Raw genomic sequence first — 21,285 nt, 5'->3', positions numbered from 1 at the left:
TCTCAAAAACTCACTTTACTAATGCCTTGCATCGTTCGATGATCTCATTCATATAATCAGCAATGAATTGCAATTTTTTCTGTAAGGTAATAAAACCAGGAATTTTAGGATCTATGACAATTTTATTAAGTGTTTTTTTATTCGAAGCCAGTTGTATAATTTCTTCTCCTCCGTAGATTAAATCTTCAAAAACCTTTTGTGCGTTGAGCTGTACTCCTGGATTTGAAACACTTACCGGTATAAATATTTTAAAAAATATTTCTTTTTCTTTTTTTCGCAGTAAATACGAGTAGGAAAGTTTATCCACTGCGGTTCTTATTATCTTTGGAAGTAGAATTCCTTTCGACGAATTTTCAACAGATTTCATTACTTCTATCTGATGATAGATAATCAAATTAAAGTGCTCAATATACTCTACGGAATTCCATCCTCTTTGATCTGTATTTTTCAATTGATTCTCTTCATGATAATAGAAAAAATTTTGTGCTGAACGAAGGCACTTTTGTATACTTTGTATTGTATCTTGTACTTCAGAATTTCTCACTTTATTCATCGTAAAATTTTTTCATCCAAACATTTTGCCTTACCTCTTCAGGAAAACGTACGCTCCTCACATTTGGTTTTGATGCCAAATGATCGATGTATTTTTTTAAAAAGACCTTTAGAAAATTTTCTAATCGGCTTATTTCTTCAGAATTTTTCTTCATCAGATCTTCGTACTTAACATGGTGAATATTTGAATATTCGTACGAAAAAGCTTTTGTGATGTAGATGTTCCAAAGGTTAAATCCTGCCAAAGGATTATCAAATTCAGCCTTATAAACCTCACCTAACTTTTGATTGCGCTTTTGTAAAGAGAGTGCTACATCCCATCCGTTTCGAATTAGGTGGATCACCTTTGCTTGTGGAAACTGATTCAGCCAGAAGGGAAGAGTAAAAGTGTTCCTGGGGTCTTTCCAGCCCCAGCGCTTATTAATCAGTTTGTAAAGTATGTATTTGCCGTTTCCTTTCAGACCAAAATGTATTTTAAAGAGTTCCTCGGCAGTCCATTTGTCAAAGTGTTCAGATGCTGGCACTACAGGCTTATACCAATCGCCACCGGCCTGCCACATCGCGCGCTGATTAATGCTTAAAAAGTGAAATGCCTCAAAATTGTGATCGCGCTTCACCCCCATATGAATACCTGCTCTGTGTAAGACCTCAGCCAAAAAAGACGTGCCTGATCGATGCATACCCATGATAATAACAGGCTTGTATAATTCCGGATGAAGAGGATCGAGCACTCGAGCAATCTGACGTAACATAAAGTGGCTACTAAAAAGCAAAGTAAATAAAAGGCGTAAGCTCGGCTGAAACTGCCTGATAGACAATTAATACAGTAAGTACAAAGCTGCTCAGTTGTACAGGCTTGGGGGCTTGACAAAACCATTTGCGATAAGAAATCTTCCAACGCTCTGGCAGCCAGTGCAATACAAATCCGATGCCCATAAACCAAAAAACACTTGCGTAGCCTGTAAGTACTTGTGGAGCCACGTCCAAATCGAAATGATAAGCGATTTGACGGAGCATAGTTACGGCCTTATCCCAATCTTCGCCTCTAAACCAGGTGCGCGTAAAGGTGATGAAGTGGAAAGTGATAAAAATGCCCAGCAATTTCACCAAGGGATGATTGGGGTTTTTCCACGGTCGAATTTTTTTCCACTGTTTAAAGATGACCAATCCCAATCCATTCAGACCGCCCCATGTCACAAAGTTCCAGCTGGCGCCATGCCACAAGCCGCCAAGCAGCATGGTCATCATTAGATTGATGTTTGTATCGACTTCTTTTTTAAAAGGTGGATACAATTTGCCAATCAGCCAAACTATGAGTGCAAGCACTGCAAAACCTACAAAGACCCACAGACTTTTCGCCAAAAAGCTAATAAAGATCAAAATGCTAAACATCGAAAAATAACTGAAAAACGACCCTGTGCGATTGCCCCCCATCGGAATGTACAGGTAATCTTTCAGCCAACTAGATAGGCTCATGTGCCAGCGCTTCCAAAATTCTCCGACGTTCTGCGACTTGTAGGGCGACCAGAAATTCTGCGGCAAATAAAAACCCATTAGCAGCGCTACTCCGATAGCGATATCGGTATATCCAGAAAAGTCGGCATATACCTGAAGAGTATATCCATACAGCGCCATTAAATTTTCGAAACCTCCCCATCGCTCAGGATCAGCAAATACGCGGTCAATAAAATTTACGGCTATATAATCGGCCAACACAATTTTTTTCACCAATCCGTTGATGATCCAGAAAATTCCTAGTCCAAACTCCTCGCGAGTGATGTTGTAGGGCTTGTAAAGCTGTGGGATAAATTCTGAAGCCCGCACAATAGGGCCTGCCACCAGCTGTGGAAAGAAGCTTACATAAAAGCCAAAATCCAATAAATTTTTTACCGGTCTGATTTGATTGCGATAAATATCTACAGAGTAACTAATGGTCTGAAACGTGTAAAAAGAAATGCCTACAGGCAATAGAATTTTATCTACCCTAAAACCTGTACCAAAAACGGAATTACTAAATTGAGCAAAGTGATTAATAACCTCATATTTGGTATTAAATAATGCGTTGAAATTTTCCGTAAAAAAGTATGCGTATTTAAAATAAGCTAAAACAAAAAGATTCAAAAATACACTTAAGCCTACCCACACTTTTTTGAGTATAGGATGCTTAGTTTCATAGATTTTTTTGCCGATAAAAAAATCTGAAATAGTAGAAAATATCAGGATAAGAATACTCAGCCCTGATGACTTGTAATAAAAGAATAAAGACACAAAAAACAAGTATGCATTTCGCAATAATCGCTTCGGATAAACAATGGAATAAAATCCTAAAACTACCAAATAAAATCCCCAAAAAAAGAACCTCGAAAAGATGAGTGGTTGATCGGGTTTGTAAGTAAAAATATCAATGAACCAACTCCACATTTTTTAGTACATTAAAAGATGTAGAACGATGCAAATGATTGGCAACTGCATCAATTATAGCCGCACTTATAGCGTGGCCAAGAAGTTCATACCCCTTGGGAGTAAAATGCACTAAATCGGCTGACATCATCCCAGATTGTCGCCAACGTGTGGACGAGCCTAACCCGCCCATGATTTCAAATACATCGATTACTCCGGCTTTGTGTTTTAATGCCAGTTCAAAAACAGCCTCACGAGCTAAAAGGGCATTTTTATTTGGATGTTTTTTTTGATAATAACTATCTGTATTTGTCAGGAAAACGAAGAATACATCTCTATTGCCTTTTCCGAATACATCCATCAGTTTCTCATAGTTTGACTTAAACTGTTCTTTGTCAAATTTTCCAAAAGGAACATTTGCATCGTTGATACCAATGCCAAAAATCACCACATCAGCGCGTAATAGTCGAACCTGACGAGCGAATTCAGGTTCGCGCAAATAAGAAGAAGTATTGGCACCGTTTACTCCAATGGCATGATATACGAGTGAGGGTTTATCTAAAAAAAATTGTATGCCTTGTAAAACGAATTTTTGAGCAGAATCGACGTAGCTTCTCAATGCAAATTGGTTTGTAGTTGTGGCATTTTCGAGTACAAATTCTGTATATCCGATTGTGGGATTTTCCCAGGTGATTACAACATCTTCCTGTCCCGTCCATACGGGTTTCATGTACTCTGGACCGAATGGGTGATAAATTCTGACGCGGTCGTAGTAGTATTCTCTGCCGTTAAGCGGGTAGAGCTGAATGGAAAATGTAGCCTCGGGATCATACGTAGTTGCTGTAATCCCACAAATGCCAAATTCAGCATAATGGCTGGATACCGACGACCGATGGCCGTGCCACTCACCGCTAAAGGTTGTTTTAAAGTCAGCCGGATTATTGGTGCCGGCCATTTTGTAAGGAAAAAGTAAACCCCTTTCTCCGAAAAATTGGGGATGAAGATGTACAAGGTTGTTTCTAATGGTATTTGGAAGAGTTCCGCCTTGTACGTGTGAACCGCCAATGTGTACGACGTTAATTTTTCCAACTTTACCAAGGCTGAGCTTCTCCAATTTTTGAATAAAGGCGTTGAAAGTAACATCACCGCCCGGTAGATGCAGATGTATCTTCTCGGCGTCTAAAAGGGAATTTTTCTGCACCTGGCTGTACATCTCAGTGATGGGCTGTGTCAGTACATGCCAGGGTAGAATGATAGATGTGATGAACAACCAAAGACTAAGGTGAAGCCGAAGCTTGTGTTTTTTCTTGATTCTTCTCATGAGCGGGGTGATGCTTATAGAGGTGGGCTTTTAGGTCTTTTTCAAGTTCGTCAAACAGTCGTTCTGCAGCTAAACGAGCGCCTGCCGGTGTAAAGTGTATGTAATCGGTTGTGGCCAGTGGAGGCTGTGCCTGTACCCATTCTACCATGCTCCCCTCTCCGCCCATAGCTTCAAGCAAATCGTAGTAGGCTGCACCTGCGAGGGTTACATGGTGCAGAAGTGAGTCTCTGAAGTCTGAAAGCAATGGATGGGTCACAAATTGGTCTTTTACCTTGATAGCCATATCACTTGGGCCAATGAACAAAACGGGTGCATCTCCTGAGAGCCTTTTCAGCAATTGTATTTGTCTTGCGATGTTTTGAGCAGCTTTTCCAGCATGTTCGTTATCGCGCAAGTAGGGCAGAGCGTTGCCTCCAAACTGCATGATGATCAGACCTGTATTTTCTCGCTGCATGTATCGGCTTATTTGAGAAGCATCACACCGGCTAAATGTGGTGCCATCGGCCCCGCGCATAGGCACATTGTCGAGCACTATACCCACATCCTGCTCCAGACTAAGGCCATAAACATCTGGGCTATGCCGTGCTAAAAATTCAATTCTGATTTGACTGCCTGTCGACTGAAGTTTTATTGTGAGTAAGGTATCTTTTTCAGGCAGAGCAAGAATTTTTTCTTTTTTTAGAACTGACCCATTTTCCAAAACTGTCAATTCGAAGGGCCTGTAATTGTTTCCGAGCAGAATTTTAAGTAGCGAATATTTGCGAGATCTTGAAAAGCCTTTTTTAGAAGCACTCACTTCTATCCATGCGTTTACCTCTTCGGTGCATTCAGCAGTATCAACTGGTGTAAAGCGAGCGAAACTAAGATAAGGACCAAATCTGCGATGAGTGATCTCGGCGTTTGGTGTACCAAAGGCCGTGTACCTCATCCAGTTCGGGCTATTACGGTGTTCGGCTGATAGATGTGGAACCCATGCATTGGCTGGCAGATATCCCATTCCACCACCACCGTACATTGCCTGCCAGCGTTCGCGTAGAAAAGAGGAGATGCGATCGTTTTCTATTTGTGAGTCGCCAAAGTGAAAAATTCGAATTTTTTCTTCTTTATTGCTATGTAATGCATCGTAAAAAGGAGCTAAGGGACTTATTTCACCTATGTAGTTAAGAATTTTTCTCTTTTGATATACACTGGATTTGGGCATCTCTCGATCTTGAAGCCATAATGAGTCGGAGATATTGTTTGTAAGTACTACGTTTTCTTTTGTCTTTGTAGACTTTTGGGGTAAAAAATCAGATATCTGCGCGAAGTGTACTTTAATTCCAAAAAACTTAAAACCCTCTGCTGGAAAGAGGATCATAAGTACAAACAGAACTAAACCCGCAGTTAAAAAAAAGAAAAAAACGTCTTTTGGTTTTACATCAGCGTCCATCGGGAGTAGAGCTGCAAAATACAATTTGGTAAAGTTAAAAATATGTTTGGTAAAAAATTTTTATAAACCGATTTTTTAAAACAAATTCATACGATTCAAATTGATAAAAATACTAAATCAATTTTTTCCAGAATTTATAATCAGAAGATAAACAGGTTATGTCACTACCAATTTCAGTAAGCTTAAATTGTATTTTTTTCTCAAAAGTGCATGATGGAATTTTAGTGTATTTTGCATCGAAATTTAGACATGCTTCCATTGAAGTTATTTCATCTTCCTCATCTTACAAAGGGCATATTTTTACTTTTCAGATTTCACAAGTTTTTTTCGTTTTTAAAAAATCCTTTTTTGTGGACAGCATATATGGTTGATGTCGGGCGATTCGCCTACGCCCACCGCAAAACCGATTTTAACGACTTTTTTAATCCCTACCGCAAATATGAGGCTCGATATCTGTTGTACAATTATATCATTGATATTGAGAGGCTTGATAAGCAAAAAGTCGTATATCTTGAATTTGGCGTTTCCAAGGGCTTTAGTCTGAAACATTGGAGTGAGCGGTTGAAAAACGAAGAGAGTCGTTTATACGGCTTTGATACCTTTAAGGGCTTACCTGAAGCATGGGGCAGCTACAAGGTAGGCGATATGAGCGCGGGTATGAAAGAAATCTCAACGGAGGATGCGCGAGTACACCTCATAAAAGGCCTGTTTCAGGAAACTTTGGCAAGTTGGCTTATACAACACGACATCTCTACGTATGATCGAAGGGTGATACACCTCGATGCCGACTTGTATTCTTCGACTTTGTATGTACTTACCCTGATTTTTCCCTATTTAAAGGTTGGTGATATTCTTTTCTTTGATGAATTTAATGTTCCTCTACACGAGTTTAAGGCTTTTGACGATTTTTGTAAAGCCTATTATACAGAATTTGAACTACTTGGGGCTGTGAATAACTATTTTCAGGTAGCTATGAAATACAAAGGACAAAAACTTCCTGAGATTTAATTTTTTCTAAAATTAAAGAAAACAAAAAAACCCTTGTCCAAAAACGAAAGGGACAAGGGTTTTTTAAAGTTGATTTACTAAAACTTATCTCTTGTGTATGTGTGCGTATGTGTCGGCAGGGATGCCTCTCAGTTCACAGAATTTTCTCACAGTTTCGGCATAGGTTACTACCTTGTCTTTGTAGTAGTTTATGAAGAAATTCTTTTCCTCTTCAGTGGCTTCCAACTGATTGAGAATATTGAGCAAGTGCATTTTCATATGGCCTTTTTGAATGCCTGAAGTTACCAGAGCGCGGAGGGCTGCAAAATTCTGGGCAAGGCCTGAGGCTGCTACGATGCCCATCAGTTCGGTGGCTGATGGTTTGCCGAGCAGCGCGAGTGAAAAGCGCACCATTGGGTGCAATGAAGTCAAACCACCTACTACGCCAAGTGCAAGAGGGAGCTCGATCCAGAAGCGGAAAGTGCCATCTGAAATATCACAGTGTGTGAGTGAACGGTATTGACCATCGCGAGCAGCATAGGTGTGACCTGCAGCTTCTACGGCTCTGAAGTCGTTGCCAGTAGCGATTACCACGGCATCAATGCCGTTAAATATACCTTTGTTGTGCGTGGTGGCACGATATGGCTCAATCTCAGCTATGCGCACAGCGCGGTAAAACTTTTCAGCAAACTCTCGTGGGCTGATTTCATCGTCGGCATTAAGCTGATCGATAGGGCAAGTCACTTCAGCGCGCACAATGCATTCAGGGGTGTAGTTCGAAAGAATGCGCATCACAACCTGAATTTGCCTTTCAGACTCAGTGAATTCATCTGATTCAGCTATCAGTATGGTGAGGGTTTTGGCCATTTGTTCGAGGCAGGAATTGATGAAGTTGGCACCCATTGAATCACAGGTTTCAAAGCGCGCTTCGAGCTGATAGTAGCCGTCGAGTTTATCGGTTTTATTTTTCAACTCAATGCTCAAAATGCCGCCTCCACGGGCCTGCATATTGGCGGTAATATGGTGGGTGTCTTCGTAAAATTTTTGTTTGTTTTTTTCGATAAAACGAGCCAGCTTCTCCCCATCGCCAAAGTACATAAAGTGTACATGACCAATTTTAACAGTAGAAATTACTGTCGCTGTAAATCCTCCGCGTTCAAGCCAAAAGTTCGCTGATTTAGCTGCCGCAGCTACTACCGAACTTTCTTCGATGGCCATAGGCAAGGCATAGATTCGGCCGTTGATAAGAAAGTTAGGAGCTATGCCAAGGGGCAAATAATAATTGGTTATGGTGTTTTCAATAAACTCATCGTGGAGCTTTTGCACCTTTGGATCAGGGTGAAGATAGCTGTTCAGAAAGTCGATATACGACTCGTCACCGTTGAGGTATTCGTTCACCAGCCATTGAATTTTAGCTTCTTTACTGAGTTTCGAAAATCCTTTGATGGCGCTTCCTTTAGTCATGTTGCTTTTTTGAATGATTACTTTGTAACGATTAGTGCGTCAGATTGTTTTAAACGGCCACGTTGTATTCGCGCAAGGCGTCGTTTAAAGAGGTTTTAAGGTCTGTACTCGGTTTGCGCTGTCCAATGATGAGGGCACACGGCACGTGATATGTGCCGGCGGAAAATTCTTTCGGCATGCTGCCAGGTATCACTACAGAGCGCGGAGGTACATATCCGCGATATTCCACGGGTGTTGAACCAGTTACATCGATTATACGCGTGCTTGCAGTGAGCACTACGTTGGCTCCGAGCACAGCTTCTTTACCAACGCGTACCCCTTCTACCACGATGCAGCGCGAGCCGATGAAACATCCATCTTCTACAATTACCGGACTTGCTTGTACGGGCTCAAGTACTCCTCCAATGCCTACTCCTCCTGAGAGGTGTACTTCTCTGCCTATCTGGGCACAGGAACCAACTGTAGCCCAGGTATCTACCATAGTGCCACTGTCTACATAGGCGCCTATGTTTACATACGAAGGCATGAGAATTACGCCGGGTGCTATATATGCACCATAACGTGCTACTGCGTGGGGTACTACACGTACGCCGAGCTCTTTATAATTTCGTTTTAAGGGTATTTTATCGTGAAATTCAAGAGGACCGGCCTCAAGGGTTTCCATCGAGCGGGTGGGGAAGTAAAGAATGACAGCTTTTTTGACCCATTCGTTCACCTTCCAGCTTTCGCCGTGTGGTTCTGCTACTCTCAGTTTCCCTTTGTCGAGAAGGTCGATTACCTCTTCGATAGCAGCTACAGTTTCTGAAGAATTTAACAATGAACGGTCATCCCAGGCTTTTTCAATGATGTGTTGGAATTCAGTCATTTACTTAACTTAAAACAAGGTGCAAAAGTAGGCTTTACTCATCTAAAGGGGCGTGAAAAAAGGCACATGCCTATGAAATCTTTTGTTGAAATCCGTATTCTTTTAATTTGATGTGAATAATTTTTGCTCAATACCGTTATCAAGTGTTGATATTTTCAGGATTTTCGCTTCCATGAAAATTTTCAGAGCTCTCTTTAGCAGCTTTATTTCCTTTCACTGTTTTTTCACAATTCAGGCCCAGGTAGAAATTAAGTTACCAGATTACTTCGGGCCCCCTCTCGATATTCCACTTCAGCTTTCAGGTTCCTTTGGTGAACTTAGAACCAACCACTTTCACGGCGGGCTCGATTTGAGAACAGGTGGAGTAGAAGGCAAACGCGTTTTAGCCGCAGCCGACGGATATGTGGCCAGAATCAATATTAGCCCTTATGGATACGGTAAGGCATTGTACATACAACATCCCAATGGTTTTATGACCGTGTACGCGCATTTGCAGCGATTTAGTCCGGCAATCGAACAATATGTCCGACAAGAGCAGTACAAAAGAGAGTCATTTGAGGTGGATATCTATCCTCAGCCTGGAGTATTAACAGTTAAGAAAGGCGAATTAATTGCTCTATCTGGCAACACAGGTAGTTCCGGTGGCCCTCATTTGCACTTCGAGATTCGCGACCAGGGCGGTGAAAGGGCTTTGAACCCATTATCCTTTGGACTTCAGGTGCCTGACACGCGGCACCCTGAAATCACCCAACTACTTGCATATGCTGTTGACGATGATTTTTTGGAGGTTAAGAGAACTGTGTATCCGGTGCGAAAGTTAGGTGGAGGTATTTATAAACTCGATCGTGATACCATCCTTGTTTCACCCCAAACTGGATTTGCAGTTGAAGCATTTGATTATCAAGATGCTGCTTCCTTCAGAAACGGGGTGTACTGGTTAGAAAAATTTATTGAAGACGTACCCGTCTATCGTTTTGTAGCTGAAGGCATTCGCTTTGACCAAACACGCTATTTAAACGCTCATATTGATTATGAATTGAAATATAGTCAGGGAAAAAATGTTCATAGGCTTTTTGTGCTACCGGGCAATCAATTGGATGCTTATCCGTTGGTAATTAATCGTGGATTGCTAAAAATTCCTCAAGATAGTATTATAAAGGTTCGTATTGTAGTAAAAGATATCGCTGGCAATAGTTCTGAGCTCACTTTTTGGGCTAAGGGAACAGCAGGCGTTTTGCCGGCGGGTGTGCGCGACCGTGCCGGCCTTTTTGGTTTTAACGAAGACATTGTGATTCGAGATGAGAGCTTTATCTTTTTGGCGGAGAGTGGCACTTTTTATCGCCCCCAAAAGATCTCTTTTTCCACCGTACCACTTATGCCTGGTACCTCATCGGCCGTTGTAAATTTTGGAATGGAAAGCGTGCCTTTTCACAAATTCGCTACACTTAAGCTTCGAGTTGATAAAAATCATCCGAATGCTTCCAAATTTGTACTGGTGAATGTGGTCGGCAGTAAACGCAGCGCCATCACTGGCACACTCGAGGGAGAATGGTTTACAGCCAGAATTCGATCGTTCGGCAGATTTTCGGTAGAACCCGACATTACTCCACCAAGTATTACATCCGTTAATATTCCGGCAAACGGTAATATGCAAAAAGTGCCCGTTATCCGCTTTCGAATTGTTGACGACCTGAGCGGTATTAAGAGCTATCGAATGGAAATCGACGGCAAATGGGTTTTGGCTGAGTTTGACGGTAAAACAGGATTGCTATTTTTCCCGTTTGAACATGCTGCTTCAGGTAAAAAACACGAAATAAATGTGCGTGTGACAGATGCCGTAGGCAATACAAGCGAATACAAAACCACTATTTTCAGATAAATATTTCAGCAGAAAAAGGAAGGATGAAAAAATCACTGATTGTTGTTTTTGCCTTTTCGTTCTCAATGCTTAAAGCGCAAAGTGATGAGTTGGCCGAGGATATTAAAAAAATCTTTTATCACGCGCTTACCACTGAGCAAAGTTATGAATGGCTCAGAAGCCTGTGTAAGGATGTTGGCCCCCGAATGGCAGGTTCGCCAGGCGATCGCAAGGCTGTAGAATGGAGTGTGGCATTGATGAAAAAATTGAACTTTGACACTGTATATACTTTGCCCGTAAATGTGCGTCACTGGGAGCGAGGCAGAGAGTCAGCCATCGTAAGGATAAGTGGAAAAAAAATTCCCTTAAATGTTACTGCCCTTGGAGGATCCGTATCTACAGGAAAAAGACCGCTTCGCGCAGAGGTAATAGAGGTACGAGACTTTGACCATCTGAAAGAACTCGGTGAGCGCGTTCGAGGTAAGATCGTTTTTTACAACTACAGAATGCGAAAAGACTATATATCTACTGGTGCCGGTTATGGTGATGCAGTGAAGTATCGCTGGTCTGGAGCTGTAGAAGCTTCAAAATACGGTGCAGTGGCCGTTCTAATTCGCTCGGTCACAACTCGAGCCGACGACTATACCCATACCGGTGTGATGACTTATGAAGGCGCCGATGTGAAAATTCCAGCCGGTGCCTTGAGTTATGTTGCGGCTGATAGACTGGAACAAATCCTGCGACAGCATCAGACTGTTTCAATTGATTTAACTCTTGAGAGCTTTGATAGGGGACGTACCACCTCTCATAATGTAATCGGCGAAATTTATGGCACAGATCGACCGAATGAGGTATTAATCGCAGGCGGGCATCTCGACTCATGGGATCTCGGTGAAGGTGCTCACGACGATGGGGCAGGAGTAGTGCATAGCATAGCTGCTGCAGCTTACTTGCGCCAACTTGGCATACCTACCCGACGCACTGTGCGCGTTGTGCTCTTTGCCAATGAGGAATTTGGCCTCGACGGAGCCAAGCAATATGCAAGTTGGGTGAAAGACCATGATACTAAAATCATACGCCTCGCTGTAGAAAGCGATGGGGGAGGGCTGTCGCCTCGCGGATTTACCCTAGATGCTCCTGATTCAATAATTCAAAAAGTTCGCAGTTACAGAGAATTGTTTTATCCCTATGGAATGTATGAGATGGGCAGGGGTGGCTCAGGAGCAGATGTAAATCAATTAAAATCAACCGGCGCAGTGTTAGCTGGGCTTAGGGTTGATGGGCATCGGTATTTCGATTTACATCACACAAGTCGAGATGTTTTTGAAGAAGTCAATCCACGTGAACTCGAAATGGGCTCTGCAGCAATGGCAGCTTTTGTTTTGCTTTTCGATAAATTGATTTTTTAATAAGGACGATTTCTGAACGGAAGAAATCGTCCTAAATTTCATTTGCGAATATTTCTAAATCAAGTAAACAGTCGGTGATTTCATCTATATCCAATCCGCCGTAATAAGTACCCCACTTTCGAAGTCCATTAAAGATAAATTTAACAATAATTCCCTATTAGTTGGCTAAACAAAGAGGATTTACAGAATTATTTGGAAGATGAGAATCAGGGGTAGCTTTGTGAGTAGTGCTTAATGACTAGCCTGTAAATCAAATATTACCTAATCCATTTACAGAAATTCCTCCTAAAACATAGTAACGTTCTCTTTCAAAGCGATTTCTTTTTCTGTTTTGGTCGCTGGCCGATACATCGTTAGTCAACAGATAATGCAATGCTATTAAAACATTTTAAAATGAAGGTACCTTGGGTTATATAAAGCTGATTATTTCCAAAAATCCAAAGCGTAATGTGTTCAATTCGTCAAGCTGTGGCGGATTGTGGACCAATAGGTATTATAGGGTCAGATTTGAATTAATAATAAAATTTTGCTCAAGGATACCATTACCAGCGCCCACCGGCACCACCACCGCCAAAGCCACCGCCACCGAATCCACCCCAGCCACCTGAGCTGCCACCCCAGCCTGAGAAGCCACCTCCTCCGCGACCAACAGGTGGAAAAATTACGGGACCGCCACCGCTGATGCCACCTCCACGGCCAGGATTTCTGGCTACGAGGTACAAAACCACAAGGATTATCAAGATGATGACCCAACCAGGAATTTCGTCTTCTCCTTTTTTGTTGCCGATTTTAGGAAAGTTTTCTTCGGCCCCTCGCGTTTTTATGGCTTCGATGGCCAATCGGAGCCCCTCGTAGAAGCGCCCTTGCTGGAAGTAGGGCTTCATGATTTGCTCTACGATGCGTTTGGCAATGGCATCGGGTAAAAATCCTTCAGCTCCATAGCCAGTTTGAATAAAAATGGCTCTATCTTCTAGAGCAATGTAAATGAGAATACCACTATTGGCTTCCTTGCTGCCAGGGCCCCAAGCGCGCGCTATAGCTAATGAGCGATCGAATGCGCTCTCTCCCTCGAGTGAGGGTTCGATACACACGGCAATTTGTATCCCGGTACTGTCTTCAAAGGCTATTAGCTCCTGACTAAGACGCTGAGCTTCTTTAGGCGCGAGAAAGGCACCGGTAAAGTCATTCACCGGAGCTCTGTACTTCGGTATAGGTCTTTTACTCGCCGAAAGCGAAAGTGCACTGAATATTAGTAAAAGCGAAGCGATCCAAAACTTTCGCCAATTAGTCATACGAAATGTGATTTGGCAGCTCGTTTACGCCTGACTTTTTGCCTGGGAAGAACTTGGCCAGGGATTCACCGGCTTGTTTAACTCCTCTAATGATTCCATCGGCAAAGCGGCCTTTTTTAAATTCAGCAAGCATCACATCGCGCGTAGCATCCCAAAAATCTTGTCCCACAACGCGGTTGATACCTTCGTCGCCAATGATGGCAAATTCTTTCCGAACCGGACATATGAAAATTAAAACCCCGTTGCGCTCCTGGGTATTGTCCATACCGAGTTCAGCAAACTTATCAACAGCTGCCAACAGGATTTCGTCATAGTCTTGCTTTGAAGTAATGTGTATGCGAATCTCACCGCTGGTTACGCGCTCGGCCTCTTCTATGGCCTTTTCGATGCGCTCTACCTCTTCGGGGCTGAGAAAATCAGAAAGCATAGTTTACTATTTGAAATCAAACTGCACATTCGGAGCTTTTTCAGCACCAGCTTCGCTTTTGAACATCGCTTTCGGCTCAAAATCAAAAAGAGATGCCCAGATTTTACCGGGGAAACGCTTGACTGCCTTGTTATATACGGCTACTACTTCGTTGTAGTCGTTGCGCGCCGTTGCTATTCGATTTTCGGTACCTTCGAGTTGAGCTTGTAGTTCGAGGAAGTTCTGGTTTGCCTTTAGCTCAGGATATTGCTCTACGACCACCAGCAGTCGGCTCAGAGCTGAGCGCATTTGATCTTGAGCGGCTTGAAATTCGGCGAGTTTTTCTTCAGTCAGCTCATTGGCGTTTAATTGAATGCTGCCTACGCGCGAGCGAGCTTCTACGATTTCGGTCAAAGTAGATTTTTCAAAGTCAGCGGCACCTTGAACGGTTTGTACCAGGTTTCCGATAAGGTCGTATCTGCGTTGGTACTGGGTTTGAACGTTGGCCCATGCTTTTTCTGCATTTTCATTGAGATCTACAAATGTGTTGTATGTACTACAGCCGTTGGCAGCTATTAGCAGCACGATTACTACAATCGAGAGCAGAATAACAGTTCCTTTTTTCATGACAGTTTTAAAAAATTTTCTTGCGAAGGTAGGAGTCAGAGCCTTTTTAACGAGCTCAGTGTTTCGAATTAAAAGCTTTTTAATCTTCGTTAGGGAGTTGATCCACTGAATGTGATTCACCTAAGGTAAGTGACTCGTCTGAGCCTGGAAACGGAGCAACCGAATTGGGATACTTATGTATCCATGTGATTATCTGACCGATCACAAAGGCATCATTTGGCAGAGGCGTAAGGGTTTTTCGAAAGGCTTTGAATCGCTGGAGCTCGTGATGGAGTCGATAGTATCCATAGCCGAGCACAGTGAAATTTTCAATGGCGATAACAGCAGTTTCATCTAAAGTGCGTCCAGGCAGTTTAAGCAGAAAATTCTCGCCCGGATACATGATTTTTTTTACCAATTGAACGGCAGCCTCATGTGTATCAGGTCTGGGAAATTTCATCAGTTTTCTGAGCAGTACATTGGCTTTGTGTCTTTTTTCGAAAGCCACAACACTATCCGGTAAAAGGAAGTCGCTGTCTTTTAGAGCAAATTTTCCATTTTTCCATACTATTTGCCAATTCGACATATATAAATGATCAACTTGGAATTCCGCTGGATTTGCATGTGACTGGGTGTAGAGTTTTAATTTAGAAATAAGGTCATTTCCAGTTAGTTCTGTTTGGATATCAACAACTTGATTTTTTAGTGAAAAGTCGAGTAAAAAAATGTTGTTCAGCTCTGAAAAGAGATTTTTTGCAAATCCGGTTTTTAAGATTTTTCCGTCGGAATCGCGCAAGTAATAAATTCCTGCTTCAGGTTGTACCATATCGAGCAGACGGGCCAGTTTACCGGCATCGTGATAGCGATTTAAGTCTTGATTTTGAGGCTTGACGCGTGTTAATATGTCTTTTTGCCGGTCTTTTTCCAGCAATATTTTAAAAAGCTCGAGTGTAACTCGTGCATCGCCGGCGGCTCGATGTCGCTGAGGATTGAAGATGTTTAGTTCTTTTGAGATATTTTCAAGCCCATAAGATTTTAAACCTGGGATTAGTTTTTGGGTCAATTTGATGGTATCGAGTGTTTCACGTCGGTAATCGTAACCAAGTGAGGCAAATTCCTGTTCGAGCATTCGATAGTCAAATGCAACATTATGACCAACCAAAACGGCTCCATCAGTGATTTGAATAATGCGCTTGGCCAGTTCGTGAAATTTGGGAGCACGCCTAAGCATATTGGGTGTAATACCGGTGAGCTTTTGCACATACGGATGAATAGCTCCATCAGTATTTACAAGGCTGATCAATTGATCTACCACTTCGCTTCCATCGAAACGAAAAATAGCGATTTCGATAATCTTCTCTTGTCCGCGTTTGCCCCCGGAACTTTCTATATCGAGCACAGCATACATCGCCACAAAGTAACTGACCTTTGGAACAAATCCATGGCAAAAGAGCCGAAAAAAAATCGGATTTGAGGAATTTTATATAGGAAAAAAGATCACATAGCCTGTAATTTCGCCCATATTTCTCACGCTAATTCGAATACCTATGAAAATAATTGTACCGATGGCTGGCAGAGGCACGCGCTTGCGCCCACATACACTTACTACCCCCAAACCCCTCATCCCAATTGCCGGTAAGCCGGTAGTACAGCGATTGATGGAAGACATCGTAAAAATTTGCGGTCAGAAGGTAGAAGAAATTGCTTACGTAATCGGCGACTTCGGCAAAGAAGTGGAAAAAATGCTCGTTGATGTAGCTGAACGCCTTGGCGCCAAAGGAAGTATTTACTATCAAGATCAGCCACTAGGTACGGCTCATGCCATACTCTGTGCTGCGCCATCGCTGTCGGGGCCGGTGGTCATTGCGTTTGCCGATACTCTTTTCAGGGCTGACTTCGTACTCGATAGTAGCCTCGATGGGGTGATATGGACTAAGCGCGTGGAGAATCCCCGCCAATTTGGGGTGGTAAAAAAAGATGAAAATGGATTTATTACCGAATTTGTCGAAAAACCCGAACACTTTGTCTCTGACGAGGCCATCATTGGTATTTACTTCTTCAAAGACGGAGAATATCTGAAACAAGAACTCCAATATTTGATTGATAACGATATAAAAGACAAAGGCGAGTACCAGCTCACCAATGCAATGGAAAACATGAAGAATAAAGGCTCAAAGTTTAAAACGGGCACTGTAATCGAATGGATGGACTGCGGAAACAAAAATGTGGTACTCGAAACCAACATGAAAATCCTCGACTTCGTAAAAAACGAGGAACAATTGGTCAGTGCCGATTCGGCAATTGAAAATAGCACCGTTATAGAGCCTTGCTTTATTGGTGCCGGAGCAAAAATAGTGAATTCAAAAATAGGACCTTATGTTTCCGTTGGAGAAGGAACTACCGTTGAAAATTCCGAACTCACACAAACCATTGTGGGCCAAAATACCGTTATTAAAAACGTGAACCTCACCAACTCCATGATTGGAAACAAGGTTTTCTTCAACGGAAACTATCGTGAGGTAAGCATTGGAGATTACAGTACATTGGAATAACATTGAAAATCATCATTCGTCATATCATTGTTGCACTGTTTTTGGCGCTTATCGCATTAGGGCCAAAACCTGGATCTGCTCAGCAAACTGACGAAGGCGTAGATCTCGCTGCGGCCCATTCTGCATCTCTGCCGTTTGACAACAATTTTATGGAGGCCAATAGGGCGATGATGATTGCCAATTATACCGAAGCACTTGGCTATTTGCGTCAGTGCCTATCCCTAAGGCCAAATGAAGCTTCCGTTCATCACTTGATGGCTAAAGCATACAAAGAGCTTGAGCGACCTGATGAGGCAATTTTTCACGCCGGAGAGGCCGTGCGGCTTAACCCTCAGAACCACTGGTACTATGTATCTCAGGCTGAGATTTACGAAAAGTACAACTACTTCCGCCAAGCAGCAGATGCGCTTATGTCGGCGTCAAATCTTGTAACCAAAGGTTCAGAAGGGCTTCAGCTTCAGGCTGTTGATCTGTACATACAAGGCATGGAGTATAAAAATGCCTTGAAAGTGCTCGACCAGCTCGAGAAAAAAGTGGGCTATGACGACGACATTACCCGCCGGCGCTACAATGTGCTCATTAAGATGGGCAAGCGCAAAAAAGCTGAAAAATTGCTCGAGCGATTGAAAGAAGAGAATCCTGAATCTGACATGCTGCGCGGTGCGCTGCTGAATCACTACAAATACTTCAAACAGGTTAAAAAAACAGAAAAGCTCCTGCTCGAATGGACAGCATTTGATCCAACCAACGGAGAAGTATGGATCGAACTTGGGAATCTGTACGCACAAAAGCAACAACCAACCAAAGCCGTTGAGGCCTACAAAAAAGCCATTAGAGCAACTAATCTCGATGCCCGCAAACGGGTTGAAATTTTGCTTTTTATGAGCAGTCGCTATGATTTAATATCTTTCTATGAAATTAAGGAATTAAGTATATTCATATCGAAAAAGCATCCTTATGCGCCTGAGCCACAAGCCCTGTTAGGCGATGTGCTGGCCAAGGAGGGAAACCGCACTGAAGCCATCAACGCCTATAAAAGAACACTTCGGAACGGCGGTGATAAAGAGTCAGTATATCAACAGCTGATTCTCTTGCTGAGCGAAGAGGGTAGAAATGCCGAAGCACTGGAGTACGCCCAAGAGTGCATACAGAAGTATCCGGAAAATCTGCTTGGATATGCGATTGGGGCTATGTCAGCCTATCAAATTTTGGATTTTGCAAGAGCAATTGAATTGGCAGAAACGGGTCTTCCGAAAACCATAGGAAATAAACCTGTGAAGTTTCAACTCACCTATGTATTGGCTGAAAGCTATCACAAACTCGGAAACTATCCAGTGAGCGACGAATATTTTGAAAAAGCATTGAACATTGACCCCAACAACATCTCTGCCCTGAACAATTATGCCTACTATCTGGCAGAAAGGGGTGAGAAACTCGAAAAAGCAATCGTGCTCATTGCTCGGGCGAATAAACTTCAACCATCCAACCCCACATTGCTCGACACTTGGGCATGGGTGCACTATAAAAGAGGGGAATACACTGATGCGCTTGAAAAAATTCAAAAAGCCATAGAGAGTGGTGGCTCTGAGGTATCAGTGATACAAGAGCACTATGGCGATATCCTTCACAAGTTGGGTTTATACTCTCAAGCTCTTGCGGCCTATTCTGCCGCTTTAGAAACAGCCAAAGACAAGAATCAACTTCTGTTAAAAATTCAAAATACGCCTAACCGTTGAAATATTTCATCACAGCCATATTAGTCTTAACCTTTTCTGTGGGGTGCAAGAGTAAAAAAACCATAGCCACGATGCCCCCACTACCACCTGAGCCATCAATAGCTGAAAGCATTCTTTCGCGCATCACTTCACAGCCTTATCTGACATTGAGAGGCAAGGGGCAATACCAAGACAATTCATCAAGTCAAAACTTCAGATACGAAATACGCATACAGAACGAAGACAGGATTGTGGTCGAATTATCAGATCCAATATTGGGATTGCGCATCGCACGCCTCTATGCTGATAGGGATACCATCGTTTTCATCAATCGGGCGCAAAAACAATTTGCTTCCGGTGGCCGCTCGACTCTGCAACAGATTGTGGGTCTTGAAGTAGAAACTGACGATCTCATCCGACTGCTTAAGGCATTACCCGTGCGCTGGAATGCTCCTTGGGAAGGTAAGCAACGCGAGCCTGACATGATTCATCTGTACTCTATTATTCCTATCAATGCTTTCGATAACGTAACGGGAGAACTGCACATCACGGGTTTTGATTTCAAGATACGCAAGCAAATTCTCTCCAACATCCCCTACCGCCTTATTGCAGAGTATGAATATGCTGGTGAAGCAGACCCATTTGCTCCCAAACAGATTGCGCTACATCTGACCGCTAACGGCAATTTTCTAAAATTACAGCTAGTAAACGACCGCATTCAGACGGATTCGTTTGACATTAAAATCCCGGAAGTGCCTAATGGATATGCTCCGGTTCCTTTCTAAAATCCTTCTATTACTCCTTTGCTGGAATCTTACAGCTCAGCCCGTTTCACAGCGCGAAAAACTCCAGCAGCAGCGCGTCAAGCTGATGGATGAAATCAAGCTTGCCAACTATCTGCTGCAGGAAAATCGCACCAACCGCGCCAACAGCTTGACCATCATCGAAACCCTGACGCAAAAAATTCGCATCCGTGAACAGCTTATCGACAATCTGCAAGCAGAGCTCGAATATATTCAGCGCGAAATCGATGAGTCGAGCGCTGAGATTCAAAATCTGGAAGAGGAGGTGAGGCTTCAACGTGAGCGCTATGCACAGATGATCCGCAAAGCTTACAACAGCCGTAGCCCAAACATGCGCCTACTCTTTATACTTTCGAGTCAAGACCTTTGGCAGGCCGTTCGGCGTATGCAGTACCTCAATCAGCTGGCGAAGGCTCGGCGAAGGCAAGTAGAACTTACCAAAGAAAAAGAAAAACAGCTTCAAGAGTATCTGAACGAGCTGAACGCCAAGAGGATAAATCAGCAGCACTTACTTGCCAATCAGACCGAAGAGCGCAACCAACTCGCAGCTGAAAAGCGCATGCTCGAAGAGCTGGTGCAGACTCTGAACATCCAAAGCCGTCAACTTGAACGGCAAATAGCTGAAAAACAACAACAAAGTCGTGACTTAGAGCGCGAAATCCAACGCCTCATTGCATTGGAAATAAAGCGAGCCCGCGAAGCTGCCGAGCGAAAAGCCCTCGAAGAGCGCGCAGCAACAGTAGGCCTGGCGAAAAACAAAGATTATACTTCCAAAACCACAAATGCTGAACTCGAGCGCCTGATCGCGCGCAAAAAGGCGGAACTCGATGCTGCTGCACGTCGTGCTTCTCAAACTGCATCATCTACTCCACGCCCTGAAACTCCAACGGCTACAAAACCCACTGAAACCCCCACTGCTGCTGACGATGCTCTGCGTTCTACCCCAGAAGCCCGCCAACTGGCGGCCAATTTTGCTGCTAATCGCACACGTCTGCCCTGGCCGGTAGAAAAGGGCATCATCGTGCAGCGTTACGGCAAGCAACAGCACGAGGTGGCCAAATATGTCGTGGTGGATAATCCGGGCATCAATATCGCAACTGAGCGCGGTGCTAAAGCGCGAGCTGTATTCGATGGCGAAGTGAGCGGAGTGCTTCAAATGCCGGATGGCTCAATGGCAGTACTTATAAAGCATGGCAACTTCTTCACTGTATATGCAAATATGACCAACATACTGGTAAAAGCCGGTGACCGCGTACGCACCAAACAGGAAATCGGAACCGTGTTTACAGATTTTAAAGAGGGTAAGACGATCTTGCACTTCGAGGTATGGGAAGGCTCGCGCCACATGGACCCTCTGCTGTGGTTACAGCGCTGAAGGGAAGGGAGGCTTATGTCTGATTTTTTTTGGAGTTAATCTCTTTTCATTACAAAATCAAATGGGGAGTGACCTTTTGCAATAAACTCAGGAGTTTATCTATGTATTAGAATCACAACTTCAGAAGTGCATACTAACGTTAAGAAAAAATGGCTCGCTTGTAACTGAAAATTTGAATAAAGTTATATCAACTTATAGATAAGACCGGATAGCGACAGATGAAGCCAGCTGTCGCTAAATTGTCCCGACAA

Annotated in this window: 19 protein-coding genes; 7 read left to right on the top strand and 12 right to left on the bottom strand. The window is 43.2% G+C overall.

Going from position 1 to position 21,285, the window contains the following annotated elements; translation table 11 throughout:
- Window positions 1-10 precede the first annotated feature (10 nt).
- Genes ACK4EX_RS01520 through ACK4EX_RS01500 form a run of 5 tightly spaced genes read right to left on the bottom strand, consistent with a single transcriptional unit; the run spans window position 11 to window position 5,630 of the window.
- A complete protein-coding gene (locus ACK4EX_RS01520; protein ID WP_409769070.1) occupies window positions 11-553 on the bottom strand; it encodes a hypothetical protein in 543 nt (180 codons plus the stop codon).
- A complete protein-coding gene (locus ACK4EX_RS01515; protein WP_409769068.1) occupies window positions 546-1,304 on the bottom strand; it encodes a sulfotransferase in 759 nt (252 codons plus the stop codon). The genes ACK4EX_RS01520 and ACK4EX_RS01515 overlap by 8 nt, the downstream gene beginning before the upstream one ends.
- 10 nt (window positions 1,305-1,314) lie before the next feature.
- Window positions 1,315-2,973 (bottom strand): MBOAT family O-acyltransferase, encoded by a 1,659-nt coding sequence (locus ACK4EX_RS01510; protein ID WP_409769066.1) that lies wholly within the window; start codon window positions 2,971-2,973, stop codon window positions 1,315-1,317.
- The gene (locus ACK4EX_RS01505; protein WP_409769065.1) at window positions 2,954-4,273 is read right to left on the bottom strand and encodes a GDSL-type esterase/lipase family protein; all 1,320 of its coding nucleotides are present in this window, start codon (window positions 4,271-4,273) and stop codon (window positions 2,954-2,956) included. The genes ACK4EX_RS01510 and ACK4EX_RS01505 overlap by 20 nt, the downstream gene beginning before the upstream one ends.
- The gene (locus tag ACK4EX_RS01500) at window positions 4,230-5,630 is read right to left on the bottom strand and encodes a hypothetical protein (RefSeq protein ID WP_409769063.1); all 1,401 of its coding nucleotides are present in this window, start codon (window positions 5,628-5,630) and stop codon (window positions 4,230-4,232) included. The genes ACK4EX_RS01505 and ACK4EX_RS01500 overlap by 44 nt, the downstream gene beginning before the upstream one ends.
- A 420-nt stretch (window positions 5,631-6,050) precedes the next feature.
- Between ACK4EX_RS01500 and ACK4EX_RS01495 the strand changes: the two genes are divergently transcribed.
- A complete protein-coding gene (locus tag ACK4EX_RS01495) occupies window positions 6,051-6,710 on the top strand; it encodes a class I SAM-dependent methyltransferase (RefSeq protein ID WP_409769061.1) in 660 nt (219 codons plus the stop codon).
- Between the two features lie 84 nt (window positions 6,711-6,794).
- On the opposite strand, the gene ACK4EX_RS01490 is transcribed toward ACK4EX_RS01495, so the two are convergent.
- Window positions 6,795-8,168 (bottom strand): hydroxymethylglutaryl-CoA reductase, degradative, encoded by a 1,374-nt coding sequence (locus ACK4EX_RS01490; protein ID WP_409769407.1) that lies wholly within the window; start codon window positions 8,166-8,168, stop codon window positions 6,795-6,797.
- A 34-nt stretch (window positions 8,169-8,202) separates the two neighbouring features.
- Window positions 8,203-9,018: a 2,3,4,5-tetrahydropyridine-2,6-dicarboxylate N-succinyltransferase gene (locus ACK4EX_RS01485; protein WP_409769059.1), complete on the bottom strand. Its 816-nt coding sequence runs from the start codon at window positions 9,016-9,018 to the stop codon at window positions 8,203-8,205.
- A 172-nt stretch (window positions 9,019-9,190) separates the two neighbouring features.
- Between ACK4EX_RS01485 and ACK4EX_RS01480 the strand changes: the two genes are divergently transcribed.
- Both ACK4EX_RS01480 and ACK4EX_RS01475 read left to right on the top strand, forming a co-directional pair.
- Window positions 9,191-10,897 carry a M23 family metallopeptidase gene (locus ACK4EX_RS01480; RefSeq protein WP_409769057.1) on the top strand — a complete coding sequence of 569 codons (1,707 nt, stop codon included), beginning with the start codon at window positions 9,191-9,193 and terminating at the stop codon, window positions 10,895-10,897.
- Between the two features lie 23 nt (window positions 10,898-10,920).
- Window positions 10,921-12,285, top strand: a complete 1,365-nt coding sequence (locus ACK4EX_RS01475) for a M28 family peptidase (RefSeq protein ID WP_409769055.1) — start codon at window positions 10,921-10,923, stop codon at window positions 12,283-12,285.
- 250 nt (window positions 12,286-12,535) lie between these two features.
- On the opposite strand, the gene ACK4EX_RS01470 is transcribed toward ACK4EX_RS01475, so the two are convergent.
- From ACK4EX_RS01470 to ACK4EX_RS01450, 5 genes are all read right to left on the bottom strand, one after another.
- A complete protein-coding gene (locus ACK4EX_RS01470; protein WP_409769053.1) occupies window positions 12,536-12,658 on the bottom strand; it encodes a hypothetical protein in 123 nt (40 codons plus the stop codon).
- A 169-nt stretch (window positions 12,659-12,827) separates the two neighbouring features.
- Entirely contained in the window at window positions 12,828-13,577 is a 750-nt protein-coding gene (locus ACK4EX_RS01465; RefSeq protein WP_409769051.1) for a TPM domain-containing protein, read from the bottom strand.
- Window positions 13,570-14,004: a TPM domain-containing protein gene (locus ACK4EX_RS01460; protein WP_409769049.1), complete on the bottom strand. Its 435-nt coding sequence runs from the start codon at window positions 14,002-14,004 to the stop codon at window positions 13,570-13,572. Before ACK4EX_RS01460 ends, ACK4EX_RS01465 begins: the two co-directional genes overlap by 8 nt.
- A 6-nt stretch (window positions 14,005-14,010) precedes the next feature.
- Entirely contained in the window at window positions 14,011-14,610 is a 600-nt protein-coding gene (locus ACK4EX_RS01455; protein WP_409769047.1) for a LemA family protein, read from the bottom strand.
- A gap of 79 nt (window positions 14,611-14,689) precedes the next feature.
- On the bottom strand, window positions 14,690-15,997 hold the full coding sequence (locus ACK4EX_RS01450; protein WP_409769045.1) for an exonuclease domain-containing protein: 1,308 nt from the start codon (window positions 15,995-15,997) through the stop codon (window positions 14,690-14,692).
- A 139-nt stretch (window positions 15,998-16,136) separates the two neighbouring features.
- Here ACK4EX_RS01450 and ACK4EX_RS01445 point away from each other — a divergent pair, with 139 nt between their 5' ends.
- The 4 genes from ACK4EX_RS01445 to ACK4EX_RS01430 are packed head-to-tail and all read left to right on the top strand — an operon-like array spanning window position 16,137 to window position 21,034.
- Window positions 16,137-17,141 (top strand): sugar phosphate nucleotidyltransferase, encoded by a 1,005-nt coding sequence (locus ACK4EX_RS01445; protein ID WP_409769043.1) that lies wholly within the window; start codon window positions 16,137-16,139, stop codon window positions 17,139-17,141.
- A 2-nt stretch (window positions 17,142-17,143) separates the two neighbouring features.
- Window positions 17,144-18,877 (top strand): tetratricopeptide repeat protein, encoded by a 1,734-nt coding sequence (locus tag ACK4EX_RS01440; RefSeq protein WP_409769041.1) that lies wholly within the window; start codon window positions 17,144-17,146, stop codon window positions 18,875-18,877.
- Window positions 18,874-19,641, top strand: a complete 768-nt coding sequence (locus ACK4EX_RS01435) for a DUF4292 domain-containing protein (RefSeq protein WP_409769039.1) — start codon at window positions 18,874-18,876, stop codon at window positions 19,639-19,641. Before ACK4EX_RS01440 ends, ACK4EX_RS01435 begins: the two co-directional genes overlap by 4 nt.
- On the top strand, window positions 19,616-21,034 hold the full coding sequence (locus ACK4EX_RS01430; protein ID WP_409769037.1) for a peptidoglycan DD-metalloendopeptidase family protein: 1,419 nt from the start codon (window positions 19,616-19,618) through the stop codon (window positions 21,032-21,034). Before ACK4EX_RS01435 ends, ACK4EX_RS01430 begins: the two co-directional genes overlap by 26 nt.
- Window positions 21,035-21,285 lie beyond the last annotated feature (251 nt).

This window comes from Thermaurantimonas sp., from assembly GCF_046299575.1.
GTDB lineage: Bacteria > Bacteroidota > Bacteroidia > Flavobacteriales > Schleiferiaceae > Thermaurantimonas.
The sequence above is the reverse complement of the archived record's forward strand: the minus strand, read 5'-3'. Positions and strand labels throughout refer to the sequence as shown.

What these genes read in the sequence shown, in the direction of transcription:
- ACK4EX_RS01430 (WP_409769037.1), top strand. Translation starts at nt 19,616, where the DNA reads ATGGATATGCTCCGGTTCCTTTCTAAAATCCTTCTATTACTCCTTTGC.
- ACK4EX_RS01480 (WP_409769057.1), top strand. Translation starts at nt 9,191, where the DNA reads ATGAAAATTTTCAGAGCTCTCTTTAGCAGCTTTATTTCCTTTCACTGT.
- ACK4EX_RS01505 (WP_409769065.1), bottom strand. Translation starts at nt 4,273, where the DNA reads ATGAGAAGAATCAAGAAAAAACACAAGCTTCGGCTTCACCTTAGTCTT.
- ACK4EX_RS01520 (WP_409769070.1), bottom strand. Translation starts at nt 553, where the DNA reads ATGAATAAAGTGAGAAATTCTGAAGTACAAGATACAATACAAAGTATA.
- ACK4EX_RS01465 (WP_409769051.1), bottom strand. Translation starts at nt 13,577, where the DNA reads ATGACTAATTGGCGAAAGTTTTGGATCGCTTCGCTTTTACTAATATTC.
- ACK4EX_RS01485 (WP_409769059.1), bottom strand. Translation starts at nt 9,018, where the DNA reads ATGACTGAATTCCAACACATCATTGAAAAAGCCTGGGATGACCGTTCA.
- ACK4EX_RS01450 (WP_409769045.1), bottom strand. Translation starts at nt 15,997, where the DNA reads ATGTATGCTGTGCTCGATATAGAAAGTTCCGGGGGCAAACGCGGACAA.
- ACK4EX_RS01455 (WP_409769047.1), bottom strand. Translation starts at nt 14,610, where the DNA reads ATGAAAAAAGGAACTGTTATTCTGCTCTCGATTGTAGTAATCGTGCTG.
- ACK4EX_RS01460 (WP_409769049.1), bottom strand. Translation starts at nt 14,004, where the DNA reads ATGCTTTCTGATTTTCTCAGCCCCGAAGAGGTAGAGCGCATCGAAAAG.
- ACK4EX_RS01510 (WP_409769066.1), bottom strand. Translation starts at nt 2,973, where the DNA reads ATGTGGAGTTGGTTCATTGATATTTTTACTTACAAACCCGATCAACCA.
- ACK4EX_RS01515 (WP_409769068.1), bottom strand. Translation starts at nt 1,304, where the DNA reads ATGTTACGTCAGATTGCTCGAGTGCTCGATCCTCTTCATCCGGAATTA.
- ACK4EX_RS01500 (WP_409769063.1), bottom strand. Translation starts at nt 5,630, where the DNA reads ATGATCCTCTTTCCAGCAGAGGGTTTTAAGTTTTTTGGAATTAAAGTA.
- ACK4EX_RS01475 (WP_409769055.1), top strand. Translation starts at nt 10,921, where the DNA reads ATGAAAAAATCACTGATTGTTGTTTTTGCCTTTTCGTTCTCAATGCTT.
- ACK4EX_RS01445 (WP_409769043.1), top strand. Translation starts at nt 16,137, where the DNA reads ATGAAAATAATTGTACCGATGGCTGGCAGAGGCACGCGCTTGCGCCCA.